Source organism: Plantibacter sp. AC185 (assembly GCF_979258065.1).
In genome coordinates this window covers 1,410,639-1,431,792 of the sequence record NZ_OZ409831.1, presented here as the reverse complement: position 1 = coordinate 1,431,792, position 21,154 = coordinate 1,410,639, and the positions used below count along the sequence as shown (strand labels likewise).

General features: G+C 70.6%; 17 protein-coding genes. 9 read left to right on the top strand and 8 right to left on the bottom strand.

Annotated elements, in window-relative coordinates:
- The first annotated feature begins 2 nt into the window (after positions 1 to 2).
- Positions 3 to 1,466 (top strand): MGDG synthase family glycosyltransferase, encoded by a 1,464-nt coding sequence (locus ACZZZB_RS06740; protein ID WP_463529242.1) that lies wholly within the window; start codon positions 3 to 5, stop codon positions 1,464 to 1,466.
- Between the two features lie 10 nt (positions 1,467 to 1,476).
- Here the strand turns inward: ACZZZB_RS06740 and ACZZZB_RS06735 are convergent, their stop codons facing one another.
- Entirely contained in the window at positions 1,477 to 3,735 is a 2,259-nt protein-coding gene (locus tag ACZZZB_RS06735) for a beta-glucosidase (protein ID WP_463529241.1), read from the bottom strand.
- A 105-nt stretch (positions 3,736 to 3,840) separates the two neighbouring features.
- Here ACZZZB_RS06735 and ACZZZB_RS06730 point away from each other — a divergent pair, with 105 nt between their 5' ends.
- On the top strand, positions 3,841 to 4,509 hold the full coding sequence (locus ACZZZB_RS06730; protein ID WP_236555356.1) for an ABC transporter ATP-binding protein: 669 nt from the start codon (positions 3,841 to 3,843) through the stop codon (positions 4,507 to 4,509).
- Positions 4,506 to 6,248: a hypothetical protein gene (locus ACZZZB_RS06725; protein WP_463529240.1), complete on the top strand. Its 1,743-nt coding sequence runs from the start codon at positions 4,506 to 4,508 to the stop codon at positions 6,246 to 6,248. The genes ACZZZB_RS06730 and ACZZZB_RS06725 overlap by 4 nt, the downstream gene beginning before the upstream one ends.
- A gap of 112 nt (positions 6,249 to 6,360) precedes the next feature.
- Here ACZZZB_RS06725 and ACZZZB_RS06720 read toward each other — a convergent pair whose 3' ends face one another.
- Complete coding sequence (locus ACZZZB_RS06720; RefSeq protein ID WP_236555357.1) at positions 6,361 to 7,362, bottom strand: ABC transporter substrate-binding protein; 1,002 nt, start codon at positions 7,360 to 7,362, stop codon at positions 6,361 to 6,363.
- Between the two features lie 289 nt (positions 7,363 to 7,651).
- On the opposite strand from ACZZZB_RS06720, the gene ACZZZB_RS06715 reads away from it, so the two are divergent.
- Entirely contained in the window at positions 7,652 to 8,221 is a 570-nt protein-coding gene (locus ACZZZB_RS06715; RefSeq protein WP_463529239.1) for a hypothetical protein, read from the top strand.
- A complete protein-coding gene (locus ACZZZB_RS06710) occupies positions 8,209 to 9,051 on the top strand; it encodes a PKD domain-containing protein (RefSeq protein WP_463529238.1) in 843 nt (280 codons plus the stop codon). The genes ACZZZB_RS06715 and ACZZZB_RS06710 overlap by 13 nt, the downstream gene beginning before the upstream one ends.
- Positions 9,052 to 9,198: 147 nt before the next feature.
- Here the strand turns inward: ACZZZB_RS06710 and ACZZZB_RS06705 are convergent, their stop codons facing one another.
- The 4 genes from ACZZZB_RS06705 to ACZZZB_RS06690 are packed head-to-tail and all read right to left on the bottom strand — an operon-like array spanning position 9,199 to position 13,069.
- Positions 9,199 to 10,002: an ABC transporter ATP-binding protein gene (locus tag ACZZZB_RS06705; RefSeq protein ID WP_137242394.1), complete on the bottom strand. Its 804-nt coding sequence runs from the start codon at positions 10,000 to 10,002 to the stop codon at positions 9,199 to 9,201.
- A 1-nt stretch (position 10,003) separates the two neighbouring features.
- Positions 10,004 to 11,047 carry a FecCD family ABC transporter permease gene (locus ACZZZB_RS06700; protein ID WP_137242393.1) on the bottom strand — a complete coding sequence of 348 codons (1,044 nt, stop codon included), beginning with the start codon at positions 11,045 to 11,047 and terminating at the stop codon, positions 10,004 to 10,006.
- Complete coding sequence (locus ACZZZB_RS06695; RefSeq protein WP_463529237.1) at positions 11,044 to 12,114, bottom strand: iron chelate uptake ABC transporter family permease subunit; 1,071 nt, start codon at positions 12,112 to 12,114, stop codon at positions 11,044 to 11,046. Before ACZZZB_RS06695 ends, ACZZZB_RS06700 begins: the two co-directional genes overlap by 4 nt.
- A gap of 4 nt (positions 12,115 to 12,118) precedes the next feature.
- A complete protein-coding gene (locus ACZZZB_RS06690; RefSeq protein WP_124768591.1) occupies positions 12,119 to 13,069 on the bottom strand; it encodes a siderophore-interacting protein in 951 nt (316 codons plus the stop codon).
- A gap of 122 nt (positions 13,070 to 13,191) precedes the next feature.
- On the opposite strand from ACZZZB_RS06690, the gene ACZZZB_RS06685 reads away from it, so the two are divergent.
- The 4 genes from ACZZZB_RS06685 (at position 13,192) to ACZZZB_RS06670 (ending at position 17,776) form a co-directional block, all read left to right on the top strand.
- Positions 13,192 to 15,354: an ATP-dependent Clp protease ATP-binding subunit gene (locus tag ACZZZB_RS06685; protein WP_463529236.1), complete on the top strand. Its 2,163-nt coding sequence runs from the start codon at positions 13,192 to 13,194 to the stop codon at positions 15,352 to 15,354.
- A 223-nt stretch (positions 15,355 to 15,577) separates the two neighbouring features.
- Positions 15,578 to 16,555 carry a PrsW family glutamic-type intramembrane protease gene (locus tag ACZZZB_RS06680; RefSeq protein WP_463529235.1) on the top strand — a complete coding sequence of 326 codons (978 nt, stop codon included), beginning with the start codon at positions 15,578 to 15,580 and terminating at the stop codon, positions 16,553 to 16,555.
- A gap of 87 nt (positions 16,556 to 16,642) precedes the next feature.
- Positions 16,643 to 17,062: a hypothetical protein gene (locus ACZZZB_RS06675; protein WP_463529234.1), complete on the top strand. Its 420-nt coding sequence runs from the start codon at positions 16,643 to 16,645 to the stop codon at positions 17,060 to 17,062.
- Between the two features lie 60 nt (positions 17,063 to 17,122).
- Positions 17,123 to 17,776, top strand: coding sequence for a DUF1345 domain-containing protein (locus tag ACZZZB_RS06670; protein WP_240043962.1), 654 nt, complete (start codon positions 17,123 to 17,125; stop codon positions 17,774 to 17,776).
- 617 nt (positions 17,777 to 18,393) lie between these two features.
- Here ACZZZB_RS06670 and ACZZZB_RS06665 read toward each other — a convergent pair.
- Both ACZZZB_RS06665 and acs read right to left on the bottom strand, forming a co-directional pair.
- Entirely contained in the window at positions 18,394 to 18,975 is a 582-nt protein-coding gene (locus ACZZZB_RS06665) for a nitroreductase family protein (protein WP_191940425.1), read from the bottom strand.
- A gap of 80 nt (positions 18,976 to 19,055) precedes the next feature.
- Entirely contained in the window at positions 19,056 to 21,152 is a 2,097-nt protein-coding gene (gene acs / locus ACZZZB_RS06660; RefSeq protein ID WP_463529233.1) for an acetate--CoA ligase, read from the bottom strand.
- Between the last annotated feature and the right edge of the window lie 2 nt (positions 21,153 to 21,154).

The window sequence follows — 21,154 nt, the reverse complement described above, 5'->3', positions numbered from 1 at the left end:
TCATGCGCAGGACATCGAAGCAGCACCCCGGACCGGATGGCGGCGAACGCGTCCTGATCCTGTCGGCCGGGGTCGGGTCCGGACACAACAGCGCCGCCGCCGCCGTGGAACAGGCGTGTGCCGGGCGTCCCGACGTCACCGAGGTCGAGGTGCTGGACGTCCTGCAGGCGAGCACCTCCCTGTACCGCGACGTCCTCGGCAAGGGGTACTTCGTGCTCGTCGAGGAGACGCCCTGGCTCGTGGAGTGGGGCTACGACCTCAGCGACGCACCGTTCCGTCGTCGCGGCCCGCTCGACCCCTGGACGCGGGCGAACGCGATGCCGGTGGTCAGCGCGATCAAACGCTTCAGACCCACCGCGATCATCTGCACCCACTTCCTCCCGGCCCAGTTGCTGGCCTCCCTCATCCTCCGCGGCGCCGTCGACGCCAGGACCGCGATCGTCACCACGGACTACGACTTCCAGGGGCTCTGGCTGACGAGCGCCTTCCACGCGCTCTTCCTCGCCCGGGAGGAGGGACGGGTCCAGCTGACGGCCCTCGGTCTCCCGCCCGACCGCGTCGTGGCTTCGGGGATCCCCATCGCCGCCCAGCCGAGCACCCCGGCCGAGCGCGACCCGGCAGCACCGCCCATGTTGCTCATCTCGGCCGGTGCGTCCGGCGGTGACTACGCGCTCGCGGTCGTCCGACAGACGCTGCACCTGCGGTCGCCGTTCACCGCGACGATCGTGTGCGGGCGGAACGAGGCACTGCGGCGGAGCGTCGAGGACCTCATCGCGCCCGGCGACGACCGCTACACCGTGCTCGGCTTCACCGACGAGATGCCGCGGCTCCTGCGCCGAGCCGACCTGTTCATCGGCAAGCCCGGAGGACTGTCGGCGTCGGAGTGCATGGCCGCCGGTCTGCCGATGGTCCTCGTGAACCCCATCCCCGGGCAGGAGGTCCGCAACGGCGACTACCTCATGGAGCAGGGTGCCGCCGTCCGGTGCAACACCGCGACGACGATCGGGTGGAAGATCGACGGGATCCTCGGCGAGCCGGGTCGTCTGGCGCGGATGCAGGCCGCGGCCCGACGGGTCGGTCGCCCCGACGCGGCCCGCGACGTCGTCGACCGGCTGCTCGACGGTCCGGCACGACCGTTCGTCGTGACCCGGGCGGCGCAGAAGACGATCTTCGACGCGAGCGCCCGGCGGGTGGTCGCGAGCGAGCTCGAGGGCGAGTCGGCCCTCGTGCGTCTCGTCGACCCGGCGGCGTCCAGCACGGTGGCGCTGCTCCGGGCCGGTGAGCTGGACGATCTGCAGCAGCGCTACACCGGGCCGGACGGCACCCTCCTGCTGCGACGCGACGACGCGGTGCTCTCCGTCCGGCGTGACTCGCAGCGCCTCCTCCGCGCCGTCCTCGGACGGGATGAGGAGCTCGCCGTGCGGGTCGAGGGTCTCGCCGACCTCGAGTCGGCCGGCCCGAGCTGATCGGGTCGGGTCAGCCGGCTGTGTCCGGCAGTCGGGCGGGGTCGTCGTGGAGGTCGCCGTCACCGGTCCGCAGCGGGGTCGCGTCCGCCCAGGTCGACGGGCTGTGCTGGGCGGCCTGCAGTGCCCAGTCGCCGGTGCGGGGTGACCAGTGGCGGGTGACCGGGTCGCGTTCGAGCGTCGGTGTCGGATCGAGGACGACCCGGACGACGCGTTCCTCGCCCGCCTGCAGGGTCACCTTCCGGAACCCGAGGAGCTGGGCGACCGGTCGCTCGGGTGCGGTGTCAGCGGCGTAGAGCTGGACGACGGTCGACCCCTCGCGGTGACCGGTGTTCGTCACGAGGACCTCGGCGGTCCCACCGGTGTCGTCGAACCGGTGCCCGAGCAGGCGGTGGTCGATCGTCGTGTACCCGAGGCCGAAGCCGAACGGGAAAGCCGGCGTGTGACCCTCCTCGTCCAACCGCCGCTGTCCCCAGCGGTCGTCGTACACGACGGCCTTCGCCTCGCGGTCGAAGGGCGGCAGGTGTGCGGGATCGGTCGGGATCACGAACGGCAGTCGCCCGCCGGGCTCGATCACACCGGTCAGGACGTCGGCGAGCGCTCGACCACCCTCCATCCCGCCGTACCAGGCGAGGACGAGCGCCGGGACCCGGTCGCGCCAGGCCTCGGTCAGGATCGCGCTCCCGCCGATGAGCACGACGACCGTTCGCGGGTTGGCTGCGGCGACGGCCAGGATGAGGCGTTCGTCCGACGGCCGGAGACGGAGCGAAGTGCGATCGCCGCCGCGCACGAACCGCGACGCCAGGTGCGCGACGCCCGTGATGGCGCTACGGAGTCGACCCGAGTCCAGGGCCGCCCCGAGGACGCCGACGTCGACGCCGCCGGTGACGACCGACTCGCCCTCGTCGTGCTGATCGAAGCCGACGACGACGATGGCCGTGTCGGCTGCCACCGCCGCAGCGACCGCGGCCCGCACGTTCCCGGCCGGGGTGGTCGTGATCTGCGTGTCGGGGAGTGCCTCACGGAGCCCTTGCAGCGGCGAGACGGTGGTCGGCGGACGGACGCGCGACGAGCCGTGGTCGCCGAGGTTCGCCCGGTCCGCGAGACGGCCGACCACCGCGATCCGACGGGTCGTCGCCGACAGGGGCAGGAGCGGTACGCCGTCGTCGACCGGGCGGTTGGCGAGGAGCACGATCGACTCCTCGGCGACGTGTCGGGCGAGCGCGCGGTGGGCCGAGCCGGCGACGACGTCCGCCGAGGGTTGCGGTTCGGTGCGGGTCGCGGCGTGCAGGAGGGTCGTCCGCAGGATGCGCCGGGCCGAGCGCAGGACGGTGGCGTGGTGGAGGGTGCCTGCCCGCAGGGCGGCGGGCAACTCGTGTGCCCGTCGCAGGCGGAGCGGCATCTCCACGTCCATCCCGGCTTCCAGGCTGCCGACCGCGTCATGGGTCCCGAAGACCCAGTCGCTCGTCACGAAGCCCGTGAAGCCCCACTCCTCCCGCAGCACCTCGGTGAGCAGCGGACGGTTGACGTCCATGTACTCGCCCCGCACCCGGTTGTACGCGCTCATGACCGAGTCCGCGCCGGCGTCGATCACGGCCTTGAAGTGCGGCAGGTAGACCTCGTGCAGTGCGTGGTCGTCCACCGAGACGTCGACCTCGAACCGCTCGTCCTCCATGGAGTTGAGCGCGAAGTGCTTCACGCACGCCATCGTGTGGACGCGGACGCCGCGGGTCATGGCCGACCCCATCCGGCCCGTCAGCACCGGATCCTCGCCGTAGCACTCCTGTGCGCGGCCCCACGCGGGATGGCGGAGCAGGTTGACGCAGACGGACGCCGAGTAGTTCGCCCCGCGGATCCGCGTCTCCGCACCGATCGCCTCACCCACCTGCTCCTCGAGCACCGGGTCCCAGGTGGCCGCCCGCGCCATCGTCACGGGGAACGCGGTGGACTCGCCGATGACGACACCGCGGGCGCCGTCACTGAACCGGACCCCCGGGATCCCGAGCCGGCGGACGGCTCCGGCCACGAACGGACGCCGGTGGAGCAGCACGGGGATCAGCGGGAGGAGTCGGCGCGGGGAGTCGCCGTCGAGCAGCCCCAAGAGCTCCGCGTCGGTCAGCCGCTCGATCAGTCGTTCCGCGCCTGTGTCGGCGTCGAGGCGTCCGGCTCGGATCTCCCGCACGACCTCGTCGTAGGCGTCGCCCTCGGATGGTCCGCCAGCGCGGCGCTGCTTCGGCGGACGCGCGTTCCGGCGCCCGGTGACGATTCCCATGCTCTGCATTCTGCACCCTCGACCGGCGTGCTGAGCCCCACGCCCGACCGCGCGATCCGCCGTGCGGTGGAGGACACCTCGGCGGACGCCTGCGAGGATGGGACGATGTCGGGACACGAGGGGGAGTCGGTTGCCGCGATGCAGCCGCTGATCGAGGCGGACGGCGTCGGCGCGGTGATCGACGGGGAGACCCTGCTGGCGCCCACGGACATCCGGGTCGAGCGGGGGATGGCGCTCGCCGTCCGGGGGCGGAACGGATCGGGCAAGACGACGCTGCTGCGTATCCTCAGCGGACGGCTGCGCCCGTCGAGCGGGACGGCGACGATCGGCGGCCGGACCATCGACGACCGCGACCGCACGGTGCGTCGCTCCGTCTCAGCCCTCATCGGCACCCCGGCCTACGCGCCGGACCTGACGCTGCGCGAACACCTGCGCTACATCTCGACGACCTGGGGTGTGACCGGCCAGGCGGCGGACGACGCCGCCGACGAGCTGCTCGTGGCCCTGCGCATCGACACGCTCGCGCGCCGCTTCGCCACCGAGCTGTCCTCGGGTCAGTCGCAGTTGTTCGCCCTGGCGACGGCGCTCGTCCGGCCTTTCGACGTCCTCGTGCTCGACGAACCGGAGCAGCGCCTCGACGCCGAGCGGCGTGGCCTCGTCGCCGACCGCATCCTGCTCGCGAAGGAGCGCGGGGCGGCGATCGTCTTCGCGAGCCACGACGCCGGGCTCGTCGAACGGGTCGCGGACGAGGCGATCACGGTCGAAGCCCCGTGAGCACCAGCACCGGGCGCATCTCGCGCGACGACCGTCGGATCCTCCGCGCCGGCCGGGCGGTGCTCGCCGCGCGCGACGGGCGTCCGCGGGTCGCCGACGTCGCGTTCGTCGTCTATGCCGCGCTGCTCGTCGCACTCATCGTGGGCGCACCGCTCGTGCGGTTCGCAGTCCTCGGACTGATCGAGCCGGATGCCGCGGGCGTCGTGGCGGCCGTCCGGCCCGGGATGGTCGCGCTGCTCTCGGCGATCGCGACGATCGTCGTCGTGCTCGGTGGTCGGACGAGGGGACCGGTCGTGCCGAGGCCCGCGGCGGTGCAGTTCCTCGCCGATTCGCCACTGCCGCGTCGACTCACGCTGCGTCGTCCCTTCGTCACCTCCGCGCTCGCACTCGCGGGGCTCTCGGTCCTCGTGGCCGGGGTGGTCGGCTTGTCGCGACTCCTGGTGCCGGGGGAGCGGGCGACCGTCTCGGTGGGTGTGGTCGCCGACACGGCCTCGGTGATCGGCATGACCGGACCGACCGTGCCCGCCGCCGTGGTGGCCTTCGTGATCGGTGCCGTGGGCTTCTCGCTGCTCCTCGCGGTGGCGTGGTTGCTCGGTCAGCACGGTTCGCGACGGACGGTCGCCGCCGTCGTCATCGTCGCCGGTGCAGGCGGGGTGCTCGGTCTCCTCGTCCCGGGCATGCTGCTCCTTTCGCCGTGGGGATGGCTGGGGCTCCTCTGGTCGCCGGTGGCCGGTGGCATCGAGGCCATGGTGCTCGGCGGTGCACTCGCGACGGGGGACTGGGCGCGGCTCTTCACCTGGGGTGGTGGCGGTGGCTGGTTCGCGTCGGTGGGGGTGCCGGTGTCGTGGTGGCCGGCTGTCGCGCTCGTCGTGCTCGGTGCTGCCTCCCTCCTGCTCGTCCCGAGGGCGCTGGACGGACTGCGGAGCGGACCCCTCCTCGACCAGGCGCTGCGCTGGCAGCGGGTCGGGATGATGCTGCAGAGCGGCGATGCCTCGGGTGCCGTCGGCGGGCTGCGAGCCTCCCCGACGAGCGGTCGCCGTGTCCCGCTGCGGATGACCGGGCCGTTCTGGCTCGTCGTCCTCCGGCGGTCGATCGTCGGAGCTCGGCGGACACCCGGGCGGGTCGCCCTCGGTTCCCTCGTCCTGGCGGCGTCCGGCGCGTCGGTCGGTCTCTCCTTCGGGCTCCCGGACGGTGTGCGGTGGATGCTCGCCGTCCCCGCGGCGTTCCTCGCCTACCTCGCGGTGGGTGTCTGGTGCGACGCGGTGCGACACGGGGTCGAGAGCGCGGGGACGCCCACGCTCTACGGTCGGAGCCCCCGCTCGCTCGTCCTCGCCGGAGCCGTCGCCCCGCTGCTGGCCGCGGTCGTGATCGGAGGGATCGGTGCCCTGCTCGGGGTGCTCGCCTCCGCGGCACCGGGCGGGATGACCCTCCTCCAGCCGCTCGGGTGGTGGCTGCTGCTCGCGGTGTGGATCATCGTGCTCCGGACGTTCGACGCGGCGAAGGGACCACTGCCGATCCTGCTGCTCATGCCCGTCCCGACACCGTTCGGCGACGCATCCTCGCTGAACGTCCTGCTCTGGCAGTCGGACGCCGTCCTGCTGGCGCTCCTCGTCGGTGGTGGGTTGACCGCGCTGGCGCCGGTGGCGCCCGGTGCGGCCGTCGTCCTGCTCGTCGGGGTGCTCGTGATCGTCGCGGCGTTGGGGTTCGCGCGGTTGCGGAAGCTGTCCCGGCCGGCCTGAGCGTCGGGGCGCTCAGCGTGAGAGCCGGAGAACAGCGCGAGAGCCGGACGGAAGACGCGATTCCGTCCGGCTCTCGCGCGGATCTCCTGCTGTGGTGCTGGTGGGCTGGACCCTACTTCGCGACCTTGGCGGCGGCCTCGGCGAGCTTCGGGACGAGCTGCTCGAGGACGACGGGGATGCTCAGCACGGACGCCGCGCTGTAGGCCTGCGTGAGCTCGTCGGCGGGGTCGAGGACGATCGCGCGACCGTCCTGCACCACGGGGAGGCTCGCGAGCAGCGGGTCGGCGGTGGTGTCCGCTGCGCTGAACCCGATCGGGAGGAGGACGGCGACGTCGGCGTCGAACGCGGACACCTGCTCAGCGGAGACCGCCGCGTAGAAACCGGAGGCCTCGAGGTCGAGGACGGCCGGGTTCTGCTGGAAGCCGAGGTCGGCGAGGATGTCGAAGCGACCGTCGCCCTCGAGGTAAGCGCCGTAGGCGTCGCCGAACTTCGTCGCGGCGACGGTGGTGAGCCCGGCGAACTCCTGGTGGAGGTCGGCGGCCTCGTTGATCGACTGCTTCGTGGCGGAGACGAGTGCGTCGCCCTCCTGGGTCTTGCCGAGCGCGGCGGCGACCTGCTCGAGCTGGACGTCCCACGGGGTCGCGAACGCGGCGGTCCCCTTGGGTGCGAAGACGGTCGGGGCGATCTCCGAGAGCCGCTCGTACTGCTTCTCGTCGCCGGCGGACCGGGTGTTGAGGATGAGGTCGGGTTCGAGCGCCTGAATCTGCTCGTAGTTGACCGTGTCGCCGCTGTCCTCGATGATCTCGGGGGTGACGTCGCCGAACAGGTCGGTGGCCCATGGGCCGACGGCCTTGTTGTCGGCGCCGAAGGACTGCCAGTCGTAGACACCGACGGGCACGACGCCGAGGGAGAGCGCCATCTCCGCGTCGGACCAGCCGAGGGCGACGACGGTGAGGTCGCCGGCGGGCTCCGGGACGGTCACCTCGCCGAACATCGTGTCGACGGTGCCGAGCGTGCCGGTGGAGGCGTCGTCGGTGGAGGACCCGGCGGTGCAGCCGGCGAGGGCGAGGCCTGCGACCGCGAGGGCGGCGACGGCGGTGAGGGTGCGGGTCATGCGGCGCATGTTCTGCTTTCCGTTGAAGACGTGGGGTATGAGGTAAGCCTAAGCTTCCCAAGTCACGTCCCGGTAACGCTTGCGCTTCGGCCAGCGCGGTGCGCTGACGTGAGCGCGGGTCTCTGACACGAGCGCGCCCCTCCGGAGGCCCGCGCTCACGTCTCCTGGGTGCGCTCACGCCAGCGCACCGCGCTGGCACGCGGGCCAGTTGTGCGACATATGTCCGTGTAGGCATATCTGCTCTGTGGATAACCCTGGGCGGGAGTCTGGGCGCGCTTAGCGTCGAGGGATGCCACGGACCTCGCGCTCTCGCTCTGTCTCCACGATCGTTCTCACGGCGGGACTGCTCGCCCTCACCGCATGCACCGGACCTGAACCCGCGCCGCCTCCGAAGAGTTCGCCGCCGGCCTTCGAGAACGAGGAACAGGCGCTGGCGGCCGGCGCTGAGGCTTACGAGAGCTACTTGGGCGTGTGGAACCAGGTCGTCGCAGACGGCGGAGCCGATCCTGCTCGCATCGATGAGGTGACGACCGGAGAGCTCCGAACATTCGAGAACGAGAGCCTGTCCAAGCTCCAGCAGCTCGGATGGACCTTCTCCGGCGCGGCTTCGCTGGAGGTGTTCACGATCAGCGACTGGTACTCGAAACCTGACGCAGCGGGCGTCCTGATCGTCGGATCCGCCTGCGTGGACATGACTGGCTTGCAGGCAATGGATGGGGCAGGGGAATCGGTCATCAAGCCTGAACGCCCAGCCAAGCGCACGTGGTCAGTTCATATTGCTCCGGGTGCTGCTGATCAACGGCCCTACGTGCTGGCGAAGCACGAAGTCATCAAGGAGGGATCCTCATGCGAAGAGTAGGTACTGCGCTGGCCCTCGGGCTCCTGCTTGTGGGTGGCGTCGGGTTGGCGTCCGCCGCCGTCGCCGCCAGCTGCGATGCTGGCGGGGCAATTTCGGGCGCTTGTATCGGAAACGGCTCGGTCGACATCGGCGGCAGCGTCGAACGCCCTGGCACCGGCGGTGGTTCCGGTGGCGGAACGGGCGGAGGCAACGAAGGCGGCGGCGGTTCGGCCGAGCTTCCGCCCGGTGTGACCGACGGGCCCAACGGAGAGCGGACGGTCTGCAGCCTCATGCGGCCGGACGAGTGTTACACCTTCACACCCGGCGACCTCGGTACCGACCTCGGTGCAGCACCAGTAGCGCAGCCCGTCACGATCCGCGACGTCGCCAGCTTCGCCCCCGCCGCCCCGACCGTCACGACCGAGCCCGCCGCCTGGGGTGTCCGCGGACTCCACACGAACGTCATCGCCGGTGCTTCCGGACACACCCGCACCGGCACGCTCCTCGGCCAGGTCGCGGAGGTGAACTTCATCCCCGTCGGCTTCACCTTCGACTACGGCGACGGCGAGCATGCGACCGCCCGGACCGGCGGATCCAGCTGGGCCACCCTCGGACTGGCCGAGTTCTCCAAGACCCCCACCAGCCACCGCTACACGACGGTCGGCACCAAGACCATCACCGCCGAAGTCGAGTACGCCGCCGAATATCGCATCGGCGACAGCGGGTGGCTCCCCGTCGTCGGCACCCTGTCGATCCCGACCGAAGAACCCCACACGGTCCAGATCGTGCGGAACTCGACCGTCGGCGTCGACAAACCCTGCCGCCCCGGCAAACCAGCCATCGGCTGCTGACGCCGGCACGCGTCCACCTCGTGAGCGCGCCCCACCGGCGTGAGCGCACCCCTCCGGAGGCCCGCGCTCACATCAGCGGGGCGCGCCCACGCCTGCAAACCCGCGCTCACGCCAGCGCACCGCGCTGACGCCAGCCACCACCACGGGTCAGTGCGCGCCCATCAGCGGGATGACGAGCGGCGTGTGCGATTCGGGGTCGTCGATGATCCGGCAGCGGAGCCCGAAGACCTCCTCGACGAGCTCGGCCGTCACGATGTCCGCCGGCGCACCCTGCGCGACCACATGGCCGTCCCGCATCGCGATCAGGTGCGTCGCGTACCGGGCTGCCTGGTTGAGGTCGTGGAGGACCGCGACGAGGGTGCGGCCACCCTCCTGGTTGAGCCGGGTGAAGAGGTCGAGCAGCTCCACCTGATGCGTGATGTCGAGGAAGGTCGTCGGCTCGTCGAGCAGCAGCAACGGCGTCTCCTGCGCGAGGGCCATCGCCACCCACACCCGCTGGCGCTGGCCGCCGGACAGTTCGTCGACGAGGCGACCGGACAGCTCGGTGACGTTCGTCGCCTCCATCGCCGCGAGCACCGCCGCCTCATCGGCCGCCGACCAGCGTCGGAGGATCGACTGGTGCGGGTATCGGCCACGCGACACGAGGTCGATCACCGAGATGCCGTCCGGCGCGATCGACGTCTGCGGCAGCAGCCCGATGCGCTTCGCGACCTCCTTCGACGGGTAGCGCGTGATCTCCTGACCGTCGAGCACGACGTGTCCCTGGGTCGGCTTCAGCAGTCGGGCGAGGGCACGCAGGAGCGTCGACTTGCCGCAGGCGTTCGGGCCGACGATGACCGTGAACGAGTCGTCGGGAATCGCGATGTCCAGCTCATGGATGATGGTGCGCTGGTCGTAGCCGACGCGGAGGGCGGTTCCGGCGAGTCTGGTGGTGGGGCTGTCGGTCTTCATGTCAGCGCTTTCCCGCCTGCGTGATGAGCAGGGCGATGAGGTAGATGCCACCGAGGGTCACGGTCACCGCACCGACCGGCAGGGCGGCCGGGGCGATGATCCGCTGAGCCACGACGTCGCTCACGAGGAGCAACGCCGCGCCCATGGCGGCCGAGGGGACGAGGGTGATGCCGGCGGACTTCGTCAGGCGCCGGGCGAGTTGGGGTGCGGCGAGGGCGACGAAGATGATGGGGCCGGCGACCGCGGTGACGGTCGCGGTGAGGGCGACGCCGATCACGAGCAGCAGCAGCCGCGTGCGTTCGACCGGGATGCCGAGGGCGCTCGCGATGTCGTCGCCGAACTCCAGCATGCCGAGTCGGCGCGACAGGAGCGCGAGGAGGGGGACGAGGACCGCGACCGCGATCATCACGGGCACGACGTCCTGCCACCCGAGGTCGGCGAGCGAACCCATGCCCCAGCTGGCAGCGGCGATGGCGGCATTGAGGTCCGCCCGCAGCTGCAGGTAGTCGTTGAACGCGTTGAGGACGGCGCTGATCGCGATGCCGATCACGATGAGCCGGAACCCTTGGACGCCCCGAGACCACGCGAGGAGGTAGACGACGAGGGCCGTCGCGAGCCCGCCGATCAACGCCCCGGAGACCATCGCCGCATAGTTCCCGCCGACGACGAGGGTGACGATGAGCGCGCCGGTGAACGCACCGGAGTTGAACCCGATGATGTCGGGGCTGCCGAGCGGGTTCCGGGTGATCGATTGGAAGATCGCGCCGGAGAGCCCGAGTGCAATCCCGCCGACGACCGCGATCACGACCCGCGGCAGACGCCACTCCAACACGATGCGGAGGACGCTCTCCGAACCCGTGCCGGTGAACGCGGCGAGCAGTTTGTCGAGCGGGATGCGGTACTCGCCCTGGGTGAGCGCGAAGGCGCCGACCCCCACGATGACGGCGACCAGGGCGCCGACGACGATCAGCTCACGCCGGTGGACCACCCAGCTGACTCGACCGATCCGCACGGTGCGCCGACCCGGTTCGGCGACCGCGGTCACAGCCCCTGCGCCTTCGAACGGCGGATGAGCACGATGAGAAGCGGGGCACCCACGAACGCCGTGACGATCCCGACCGGCATCTCGCCGGGGACGGCGATCCGCCCGACGAGGTCGGACAGCAGGAAGATGATCGGCGCGAACACCATCGTGAACGGCAGCACCCAGCGCTGGTCCGGTCCGACGATGGCCCGGGCGAGGTAGGGCGACATCAGTCCGAGGAAGGCGATCGGTCCGGCCGCCGCGGTGGCCGAACCGCACAACAGGGTGATCGCGGCGACCGAGAGCACCCGCGTCCGGAGCACCTTCGTGCCGAGCGAGGTCGCGAGGTCGTCTCCGAGGGCGACGGCGTTGAGTGACCGGGAGACGACGAGGGCGAGGACGACCCCGACGATGAGGAACGGCAGCACCCCGAGGAACACGTCCATCTGGCGGTTCTGCAGCGAGCCGGCCTGCCAGAAGCGGATCTTGTCGAAGATGTCGGGGTTGCGGATCGTGATGGCGAAGGTCACCCCCTGGAGCGCTGCGGAGAGCGCGACGCCGGCGAGCACGAGGCGGACCGGGGTCGCCCCGGCGCGGCCCCGGGAGCCGATCACGTACACGATGACGGAGGCGAGACCCGCGCCGGCGAAGGACCACCACACGTAGGAGCTCAGGTCGGCGGTGCCGGCGATGGCGACGGCGAGCACGACCGCGATGTACGCCCCGGCGTTGACGCCGAGGATGCCGGGGTCGGCGAGCGGGTTTCGCGTGACGGCCTGCATCATCGCTCCGGCGAGGCCGAGCGCCGCACCGACGCCGATGGCCAGGAGCATGCGCGGCACCCGGAACCCGGTGACGAGGATCGCGTTGGTGTCGTCGCCGCCCTGTGATAGCGCCCGCCAGACCTCTGCGGCGCTGATCGTCCCCGAGCCGATGAAGAGGCTGCCCGCGGCGATGGCGGCGAGCACGACGAGCGCGGCGACGAGCAGGAGCCAGCGCGAGGCGGTCGATCGGGCGATGCCGGTCGACGCCTCTCGTGCGCGGGCGGCCGCGGTCGGGAGCCGCAGGCTGTCGAGGTCGGCGCTCACCGGCTCATCGGTTGTCTTCGGCCTTGCCGTGTCGCCAGTAGCCCATGAACGCGACCGACTTGCGGTCGACGCCGCACCCGGAGACGAGGTGCCGACGGAGCGTCTTGATGGCCGACGCCTCTCCGGCGAGCCACGCGTAGAGGGGTGCGCTCTCGAGGACGGGGCCTCCGGTGGCGTTGACCGGCGCTTCCCAGAGCAGCTCGGTGTCGACGTCGACGTCCTCGAGTGCCGGCTGCGTGGCGATCGTGGCGGTGTCGACGCTCGGCGCGAGGCGGCTCGCGATGCGCTCGACCTCGGGGATGAGCAGGGTGCCCACGGGCTGGTCGCCGCGGGGGAGGACGACGACCTCGACGCCGTCGGGCTTCGTGGACAGGGCGGCGATGTCGTCCTCGTGCGGCAGCTCGACGACGGCGATCCCGCGCGCGGTGCTCGGCAGGCGCTCGAGGATCCCGGCGATCCCGGGCAGGGCCGTCTCGTCGCCGGCGAGGAGCACCTGGTCGACGGTGGCCGGTGCGTGCCAGTCGATGCCGCCGGCCGGGACGGCCGACCGGGCGTTGGGGACGTTGACGACGAGCTCGTCGCCGACCTTCGCGTCCATCGCCCAGGTGGACGCGGGGCCGACGCGGCCGTGCAGCGCGATGTCGACGTCGAACTCGGCGAGCTCGGGCCGGACCTCGCGGATCGTGTACGTGCGCATCGGGTGGCGTTTGTCGTTGGGCAGCAGTCGCCAGGCCTGGTACCAGTCGTCGTGCATCGGCAGCTCGTCGAAACCGGTGTCGGGCAGCGGGAAGAGCAGCTTGATGCGCTGGTCGTGACGGTTGTCCGCGATGTGCTGGACCTCGGGACCGGTGAACGTGAATCGCCGATAGCTCGGGCTCACCTGCTCGATGCGCCGGACGACGGCTGCGAGGAGGATGAAGATCGAGTCGGGGGTCTGTTCACTGAGGCGAGGCATCGATAGGTAAGCCTACCCTTCGATGCGCTGGAGATCACCTGCCGATCGCATCTTGTCGGCAGAGAAAGGCGGTGGTAAACTTGAGTCACATCAACTCAAGTTTTGAACAGGAGACCGTACCCATGCCAGCAGGCCAGACGCCTCAGCAAGAGGATCAGCGCAGCGCGCTCGAGCAGTACGGCGTCAACCTGACCGAGATCGCCGCCTCCGGCAAGCTCGATCCGGTCATCGGCCGCGACGCCGAGATCCGTCGAGTGAGCCAGGTGCTCACGCGACGCACCAAGAACAACCCCGTCCTCATCGGCGAGCCCGGCGTCGGCAAGACCGCCGTCGTCGAAGGCCTCGCCCAGCGCATCGTCGCGGGCGACGTCGCCGAGAGCCTCAAGGGCAAGCAGCTCATCTCCCTCGACCTCTCCGCGCTCGTGGCGGGTGCCATGTACCGCGGGCAGTTCGAGGAGCGCCTCAAAGCGGTGCTCAAGGAGATCGACGAGTCCGACGGACAGATCATCACCTTCATCGACGAGCTCCACGTCCTCATGGGCGCCGGTGGCGGCGAAGGGTCCGTCGCGGCGGCCAACATGCTGAAGCCCATGCTCGCCCGCGGTGAGCTCCGGCTCATCGGCGCGACCACGCTCGACGAGTACCGCGAGTTCATCGAGAAGGACGCCGCCATGGAGCGTCGCTTCCAACAGGTGTTCGTGGGGGAGCCGAGCGTCGAGGACACGGTCGCCATCCTCCGTGGCCTCAAGGAGCGGTACGAGGCGCACCACAAGGTGGCCATCGCCGACAACGCGCTCGTCGCCGCAGCAGCCCTGTCCAACCGCTACATCACGTCGCGGCAGCTGCCCGACAAGGCGATCGACCTCATCGACGAGGCTGCCAGCCGACTGCGCATGGAGATCGACTCGGCACCCGTCGAGATCGACGAGCTCCGACGCAGCGTCGACCGCCTGAAGCTCGAGGAGCTCGCCCTCAAGAAGGAGAAGGACGACGCCTCCAAGGAGCGCCTCGCCCGCCTCCGGGAGGACCTCGCGACCCGCCAGGCCGCGCTCGGCGAGCTGCAGGCGCGCTGGGAGCGCGAGCGTGCGAGCCTCAACCGGGTCGGTGACCTCAAGAAGCAGCTCGACGCCGCCCGGAGCAAGGCCGAACGCGCCCAGCGCGAGGGCAAGCTCGAACAGGCGTCCAAGCTCCTCTACGCCGACATCCCGCAGCTCGAACGCGAACTCGCGCTCGCGGAGTCGGCCGAGCAGGACACCGACGGCGATCCCCGGATGGTCAACGACCAGGTGACCGCCGAGGACATCGCCGCTGTCATCGCCGCGTGGACCGGCATCCCCGTCGGTCGCCTGTTGCAGGGCGAGACGGAGAAACTGCTGCACCTCGAGCAGGAGCTGTCCCGCCGACTCATCGGGCAGCACCGTGCGGTCGCCGCCGTGTCCGACGCCGTCCGGCGCACCCGGGCCGGCATCTCCGACCCCGACCGCCCGACCGGCTCGTTCATGTTCCTCGGCCCCACCGGCGTCGGCAAGACCGAGCTGGCGAAGGCGCTCGCCGAGTTCCTCTTCGACGACGAGAAGGCCATGGTCCGCATCGACATGTCCGAGTACGGCGAGAAGCACTCGGTCTCCCGGCTGGTCGGCGCGCCTCCGGGGTACGTCGGCTACGAGCAGGGCGGGCAGCTCACCGAGGCCGTTCGTCGACGCCCGTACTCCGTCGTACTGCTCGACGAGGTCGAGAAGGCGCACCCCGAGGTGTTCGACATCCTCCTGCAGGTGCTCGACGACGGTCGGCTGACCGACGGCCAGGGGCGCACCGTCGACTTCCGGAACGTCATCCTCGTGCTGACCTCCAACCTCGGCTCGCAGTACCTGATGGACGCCTCGCTCTCCCTCGAGCAGAAGGAGGAGGCAGTGCAGCAGCTCGTGCGCCAGGCGTTCAAGCCGGAGTTCATCAACCGTCTCGATGACATCGTCGTGTTCCAGCCGCTCAGCGAGGCGGAGCTCGGCCAGATCGTCGAGCTGTACATCGACCGCCTGCAGCGTCGACTGGGCGAGCGTCGGCTGCACCTCGCCGTCACGCCCGACGCCCGTGCGTGGCTCGCGGAGCGCGGATACGACCCGATGTACGGCGCGCGTCCGCTGCGTCGACTCATGCAGCGGGAGATCGACGACCGCCTCGCGCGGGCGATCCTCGACGGGTCGATCCGCGACGGCGACACCGTCCACGTCGGGCTCGCGAGCGACGGCGACGGCCTCACGGTCGAGCGCGCGGTGGTCCCGGCCTAGCCGGCTGCTTGCGGCCAGCGCGGTGCGCTGACCCGAGCGCGACCCACCGACGTGAGCGCGCCCCTCCGGAGGGGCGCGCTCACGCGTATGCCCCGCTCTCGCGCGACAGCACCGCGCTGGCCGTGACCCCCGAGTGGGGGAGGAAACCCCTAGTGCGCGACGGATGCCGCGCACTAGCGTGATCCTCGCGGTGGGCCCGATCGGCGCGCCCTGAGAGGACCCGATGTCACACGCAGCCCCGAGCACGACGCCTGAGACCAGCGACACCGCCATGCCCCTCTGGCGTCACGCACACGCCCCCGCCTGGTTCTTCTTCGGCGGCCTGGCGCTCTGGCTGTTCCTGCTGCTGGTGCCGCACGTCCTCCTCGGCAACCCGGCGGTGATCCCCGCGTGGATCCTGCTCGGCTCAGGGCTGGCCGCCTCCACCCTGCTGCTCATCATGGCCCGACGTCTCCAGCCGGGCGACGGCGTCACGACGGCGACGCTCCTCTGGGCGGTCCTGGTCGGAGGCTTCATAGCCATCACGCTCGGCAGCACCTTCGACTCCCTCATCGGCGTCGCCGCGACCGATGCCGGCGAGAACCCGCACGACATCGGGTTGTTCTTCGCCGGGGTCGCCGAGGAACTCGCGAAGATCATCGCCGTCGTGATCGTGGCGTGGCGGCTGCCGGTGAAGACAGCCCGTGGTGGTCTCTTCGTCGGCGGCGCTGTCGGGATCGGCTTCGCCGTCCTCGAGAACCTCTGGTACATCGGGCAAGGGTGGGCGAACGGGGTCGAGGCCTCCCAGAAGCTCGCCGCCGGTTCGCCACCACTCGAGACGATCCTCTCGCACCCGGCGTTCCAAGCGGCCGGGGCCGCATTCGCCCGGACCGTCTTCGACCCGGTCGGACACCCACTGTGGACGGCACTGTTCGCCGCGGCGCTGTTCGCGGCTGCACGCAACGGTCGGTTCCGGATCACCGTGGGCGTGCTCCTGACCTACCTGCTCGTCGCGGTCATGCACGGCCTCTGGGACGGCAACACCGTGCTCTGGGGGCTGCTGTTCCCGAGCATGCCGGCGCTCAAGGCGCTCGTGGTGCCGGCCATGGTGGTGCTCGTCGTCGCATTCGCGCTCATCTGGCGGGCGCGGGTCCGTCGCATCAACCGCGACGCCGGCGTCGTGTCGCTCCACGTCCCGCGTCGCGAGCGCAAGCAGGCCTGACCACCGGACGCGCGAGGCCTGCTGTGATCCGGGCATGCCGGGGAGTAGCGTGAAGCGCACCTGATCCGCGACGCCGAGGAGACACCCATGCTGGGACGCAAGACCTTCGAACAGCGAGAGGTCGACCAGGCGAAGACGATGATCGCCGCGCTCGTCGCCGGACGCGAGACGCTGGCCGAAGCCGGAGCGGACCCCGCAGCACTCGCCGTGGTCGACCCCGAGTTCTTCACCGGCCTCACCCTCGTGCTCGACCGGCCGTTCGTCCACCGGGTGCGCTCGGTCCTCGGGAAAGGTCCCGGGGCCCTCAACGAGCTCGAACTCATCGTCGCGTCGATCCTCGACCACGACCGGGTGTTCACGGTGGGGACCGTCCTGCACTACGCCGAGGGGACGTCGTTCACCGGCCTCGTCCCGGGTGAGACGATCCGGCTGAGCGCCGAGCAGTTCGAGCGCCTCGCCGTCGGCGTCTTCGCCGAGTTGGAGGAGTTGTTCGTCGAAGCGGTGTGAGGTGCGGCGTCGGCCGCGAGTCTGCGTCATGCGATCCGCGGACGGTGCCACGATCAGCTCGTGAGCACATCGACGTCCGGAACGATCATGGTGCGGCACGGCGCGAAGCTCCGGTTGACCGTCTCCGCCCTCGTCGGTGTCGCCGTGGGGGTGATCGTCGGCCTGAACTGGTTCTGGGCGGGTGCGATCCTCGCCGGCTGGGGGACCACATGCGTGGTCTTCGTCGGTTCCCTCTGGATCCGCATCTGGCGGATGGGTCCGGAGCGGACGCGCGAACACGCGACCTCGGAGGAGCCCGGGCGAACGACCAGTGAGGTGCTCATCGTGCTCGCGAGCGTCGGGAGCCTCGTGGCCCTGAGTGTCGTCATCCTGCAGGCGAGGGCATCCTCCGGGGTCGAGCAGGGCGTGCTCGCCGGCTTCGCGGTCGTGAGCGTGGCGCTCTCCTGGGCGCTCATCCACACGATCTACACGCTGCGGTACGCGCGCATGTACTTCGCGGCGCCGGAGGGCGGTATCGACTTCAACCAGGAGGAGGCGCCGCAGTACAGCGACTTCGCCTACCTCTCGTTCGACCTCGGCATGACCTACCAGGTCTCGGACACGACGTTGCGGTCCAGCGAGCTGCGCCGCACCGTCCTCAAGCACACCCTGCTGTCGTACCTCTTCGGCTCCGTGATCCTGGCGACCGTCATCAACCTCGTCGCGGGGCTGTAGGGGCGCCACGGACGCGCCCTTCGGCAGGCGGTTGGATGTCCGCCTGCGTTGAGCGGACGGGGGCGGACTCCTTGACCGTCACTGGTCCTTGACCGATCGAGTTGTCCGTCGCGGATCAAGATATACTTACATATTTCATATGAGCAAGAGGATTGAGTCTGTGAGGATACGCTCGCGGTTGATGCGAGTGTGCCTCGTCGTTGGCCTCCTGGCTGCGCCAGTCCAGTTCGGAACGACGGACGGCGGCTCCATGGTCGTGGTGTTCCAAGGGGTCGGCCTATGGGCGATAGCCCGCCTGTCACGCGGTGCAACGGAGCCGAACACGTCGCGCGATTGGTGGCGTCTGACGGAACGAGCTTCGATGAGCGCTCTCGCTGCCCTGCTATCCGGTCTCGCGACGGTCAGCATCATCGTCTACGGGGCCCACTGGGGCGCGACTGGAGAACTCATCGTGCGATCATGTGTTGGAGCGGCCTTGACTGCGTTGTTCATCGTGTCGGCCATTGGACTGCGTCGTCACCGGCCTAGCCCGAGCGATGACGGGTGAGCCCGCGAACGACGACTGCGCAGCCCGGCGGACCGGACTGCGCAGCGTGGTGGTGCAGGAACCGAGCGGACTACTCCTGGACGATCACGAGGTCGGCGAGGGGACGACGCTCACGCGGAGCGGTCTCGCGGTCGCGGAGCATGCCCTCGGGCAGGAGCTCGGGGTCGCCGAGCTCGCCGAGCGCGGTGACGGTGAACGGCACGAGGCCGTCCGGCAGTGAGAACGCCTCCCGGATGCCGTCGGCGGAGAAGCCGGCCATCTGGTGCGCGAAGAGACCATCGCTGTGGGCCTGGATGCTCAGGTGCGCCATCGCCTGGCCGAGGTCGTAGATGGCCCAGGGACGCTCGTTGCCCTCGTCGTCGAGGGTCTCGGCGACGGCGACGATGAGCGCGCCGGCCTGAGCGGCCCATCCGCGGTTGAAGGCCACCAGCTGCTCAGCGATCGTGTCGAACGTGGCGGTCCCCTTGGTGCCGACGATGAACCGCCAGGGCTGCACGTTGTTGGCGCTCGGCGACCAACGCGCGGCCTCGAGGGCCGAGGCCATCTTCGCGGCGGCGACGGGCTCGCTCACGAAGGCGCGGGGGCTCCAGCGGTCGGCGAGGACGTCGAGGATGGGGGCGTCGGTCTGGGCGGTACGGGTGACGATGGACATGCGGTCTCCAAGCGAAACAAGGGAAGTGGACAGAGGTTGCGTCGCCGTTGACGATGGATGCAACTGCATCGATCGGGGCGCTATTCCCGGGCTCGAGGGGTCCGTGCAGCCGTGACGATCTCGGCGATCCGGTGCGGGGCCGCTTCGTCTTGCAGTGACGTCGTGTCGCCGAGGGGCCGCTGGTCGACGATGTCGCCGAGCAGACGCCGCATGATCTTCCCCGAGCGGGTCTTCGGGAGGTCTGGGACCACGAAGACGTCGCGGGGCTTCGCGATCGGGCCGATCTCGTTCGCCACGTGGGACCGCAGGGCCTCGCGGAGTGCCGCAGAGCGCTCCAACCAGTAGGCCTCGCCGTCGGCCTCGGGCCCGTGGGACCGCGAGGACGGGATGACGAACGCGGCGATCGCGCTCCCCGTGATCGGGTCGTGCACGCCGACCACGCCGGCCTCGCCCACGTGGGGATGCGACACGAGTGCCGACTCGATCTCGATGGTCGACAGGCGATGGCCCGAGACGTTGATGACGTCGTCGACGCGCCCGAGGACCCAGATGTCGCCGTCTTCGTCCCACTTCGCGCCGTCGCCGGAGAAGAAGTAGCCCTGCTTCCAGTACTTCGCCCAGTACGAATCGCGGTAGCGTTCCGGGTTGCCCCAGACGGTGCGCGCGAGCGACGGCCCGAAGCGGCTGACGACCAGATACCCGCCGGATCCGTACGGCACCGTCTCGCCGTCCTCGTCGACGACCAGCGCCTCCAGGCCGGGGAGTGCGCGACTGCCGGAACCCGGCTTGATCGTGGTCGCGCCGGGGAGCGGTGCGATGACAGCCGACCCCGTCTCCGACTGCCACCAGGTGTCGACGACCGGGGTCTCGCCGCGCCCGATGCGCTCGCGGAACCACATCCAGGCCTCGGGGTTGATGGCCTCACCGACGGTGCCGAGGAGCCGGAGGGTCGAGAGGTCGTACTCGGCGGGCGGCCCCTCGGGGAACCAGGTCATGAGGGTCCGGATGAGCGTGGGCGCCGTGTAGTACGTCGTCACGCCGTAACGCTCGATGATCTCGAAGTGCCGTGCCTGGTGCGGGGTGTTCGGCGTGCCCTCGTAGATCACCTGGGTGAGCCCGTTCGAGAGCGGACCGTAGATCTCATAGGTGTGCGCGGTGACCCAGGCGAGGTCGGCGGTGCACCAGTGGACGTCGTCGTCCTTGGCGTCGAAGATCGCCCAGTGGGTCCAGGACGCCTGCGTGAGGTAGCCACCTGACGTGTGGACGAGTCCCTTGGGCTTCCCGGTGGTGCCGCTCGTGTAGATGATGAAGAGCGGGTTCTCCGCGTCGAACGCCTCGGCCTCGTGGGTGTCGGCGGCGACACCCACGGTGTCGTGCCACCAGACGTCGCGACCGGGGGTCCACGGCACGTTCGGCGTCTCGTCGCCCGTGCGTGCGACGACGAGCACGTGCTCGACGGACGGCACGCCGTCGACCGCGGCGTCGGCGTTCTGCTTGACCGGCACGGCCATACCCCGGCGGTACTGGCCGTCGGTGGTGACGAGCAGCTTGGCCTCGGTGTCCTCCACGCGGAAGCGCAGCGCCTCGGCCGAGAACCCACCGAACACGAGGGAGTGGATGGCGCCGATGCGGGCGACGGCGAGGGTGGCGATGACCGTCTCGGGGATGACCGGCAGGTAGATGACGACGCGGTCGCCCTGGCCGATGCCGAGTGCCGTCAGGGCGTTGGCCGCCTTCGCGACCTCGCGCTGCAACTCGGCGTAGGTGATGGAGCGGCGGTCGCCCGGCTCTCCCTCGAAGTGGAGGGCCACTTTGTCGCCTCGTCCGGCGTCGACGTGCCGGTCGACGCAGTTGACCGCCACGTTGAGCGTTCCCCCGGCGAACCAGGTGGCCGCGGGGACGGTGAGTTCGGGCTCGGGGTCCGACGGGTCGGACCCCTCGACCGGCCGGGCCGGGTCCCAGGTGTGCGCCGTCTCCCACGGGGTGACCCAGTCGAGGCGTCGGGCCTGCTCCTCCCAGAACGCCACGGGGTCGGCGGCTGCGCGAGCCCATTCCTCCGGGCCGACGTTCGCCGTCTGGGCGAGGTCGGCCGGTGGGGCGTAGCTGCGGGTCTCGGCGAGGAGGTTCGCGATGGTGGCGGCGGGCGCTGCGGACGTCGATCCATCAGTGGGAGGCATGC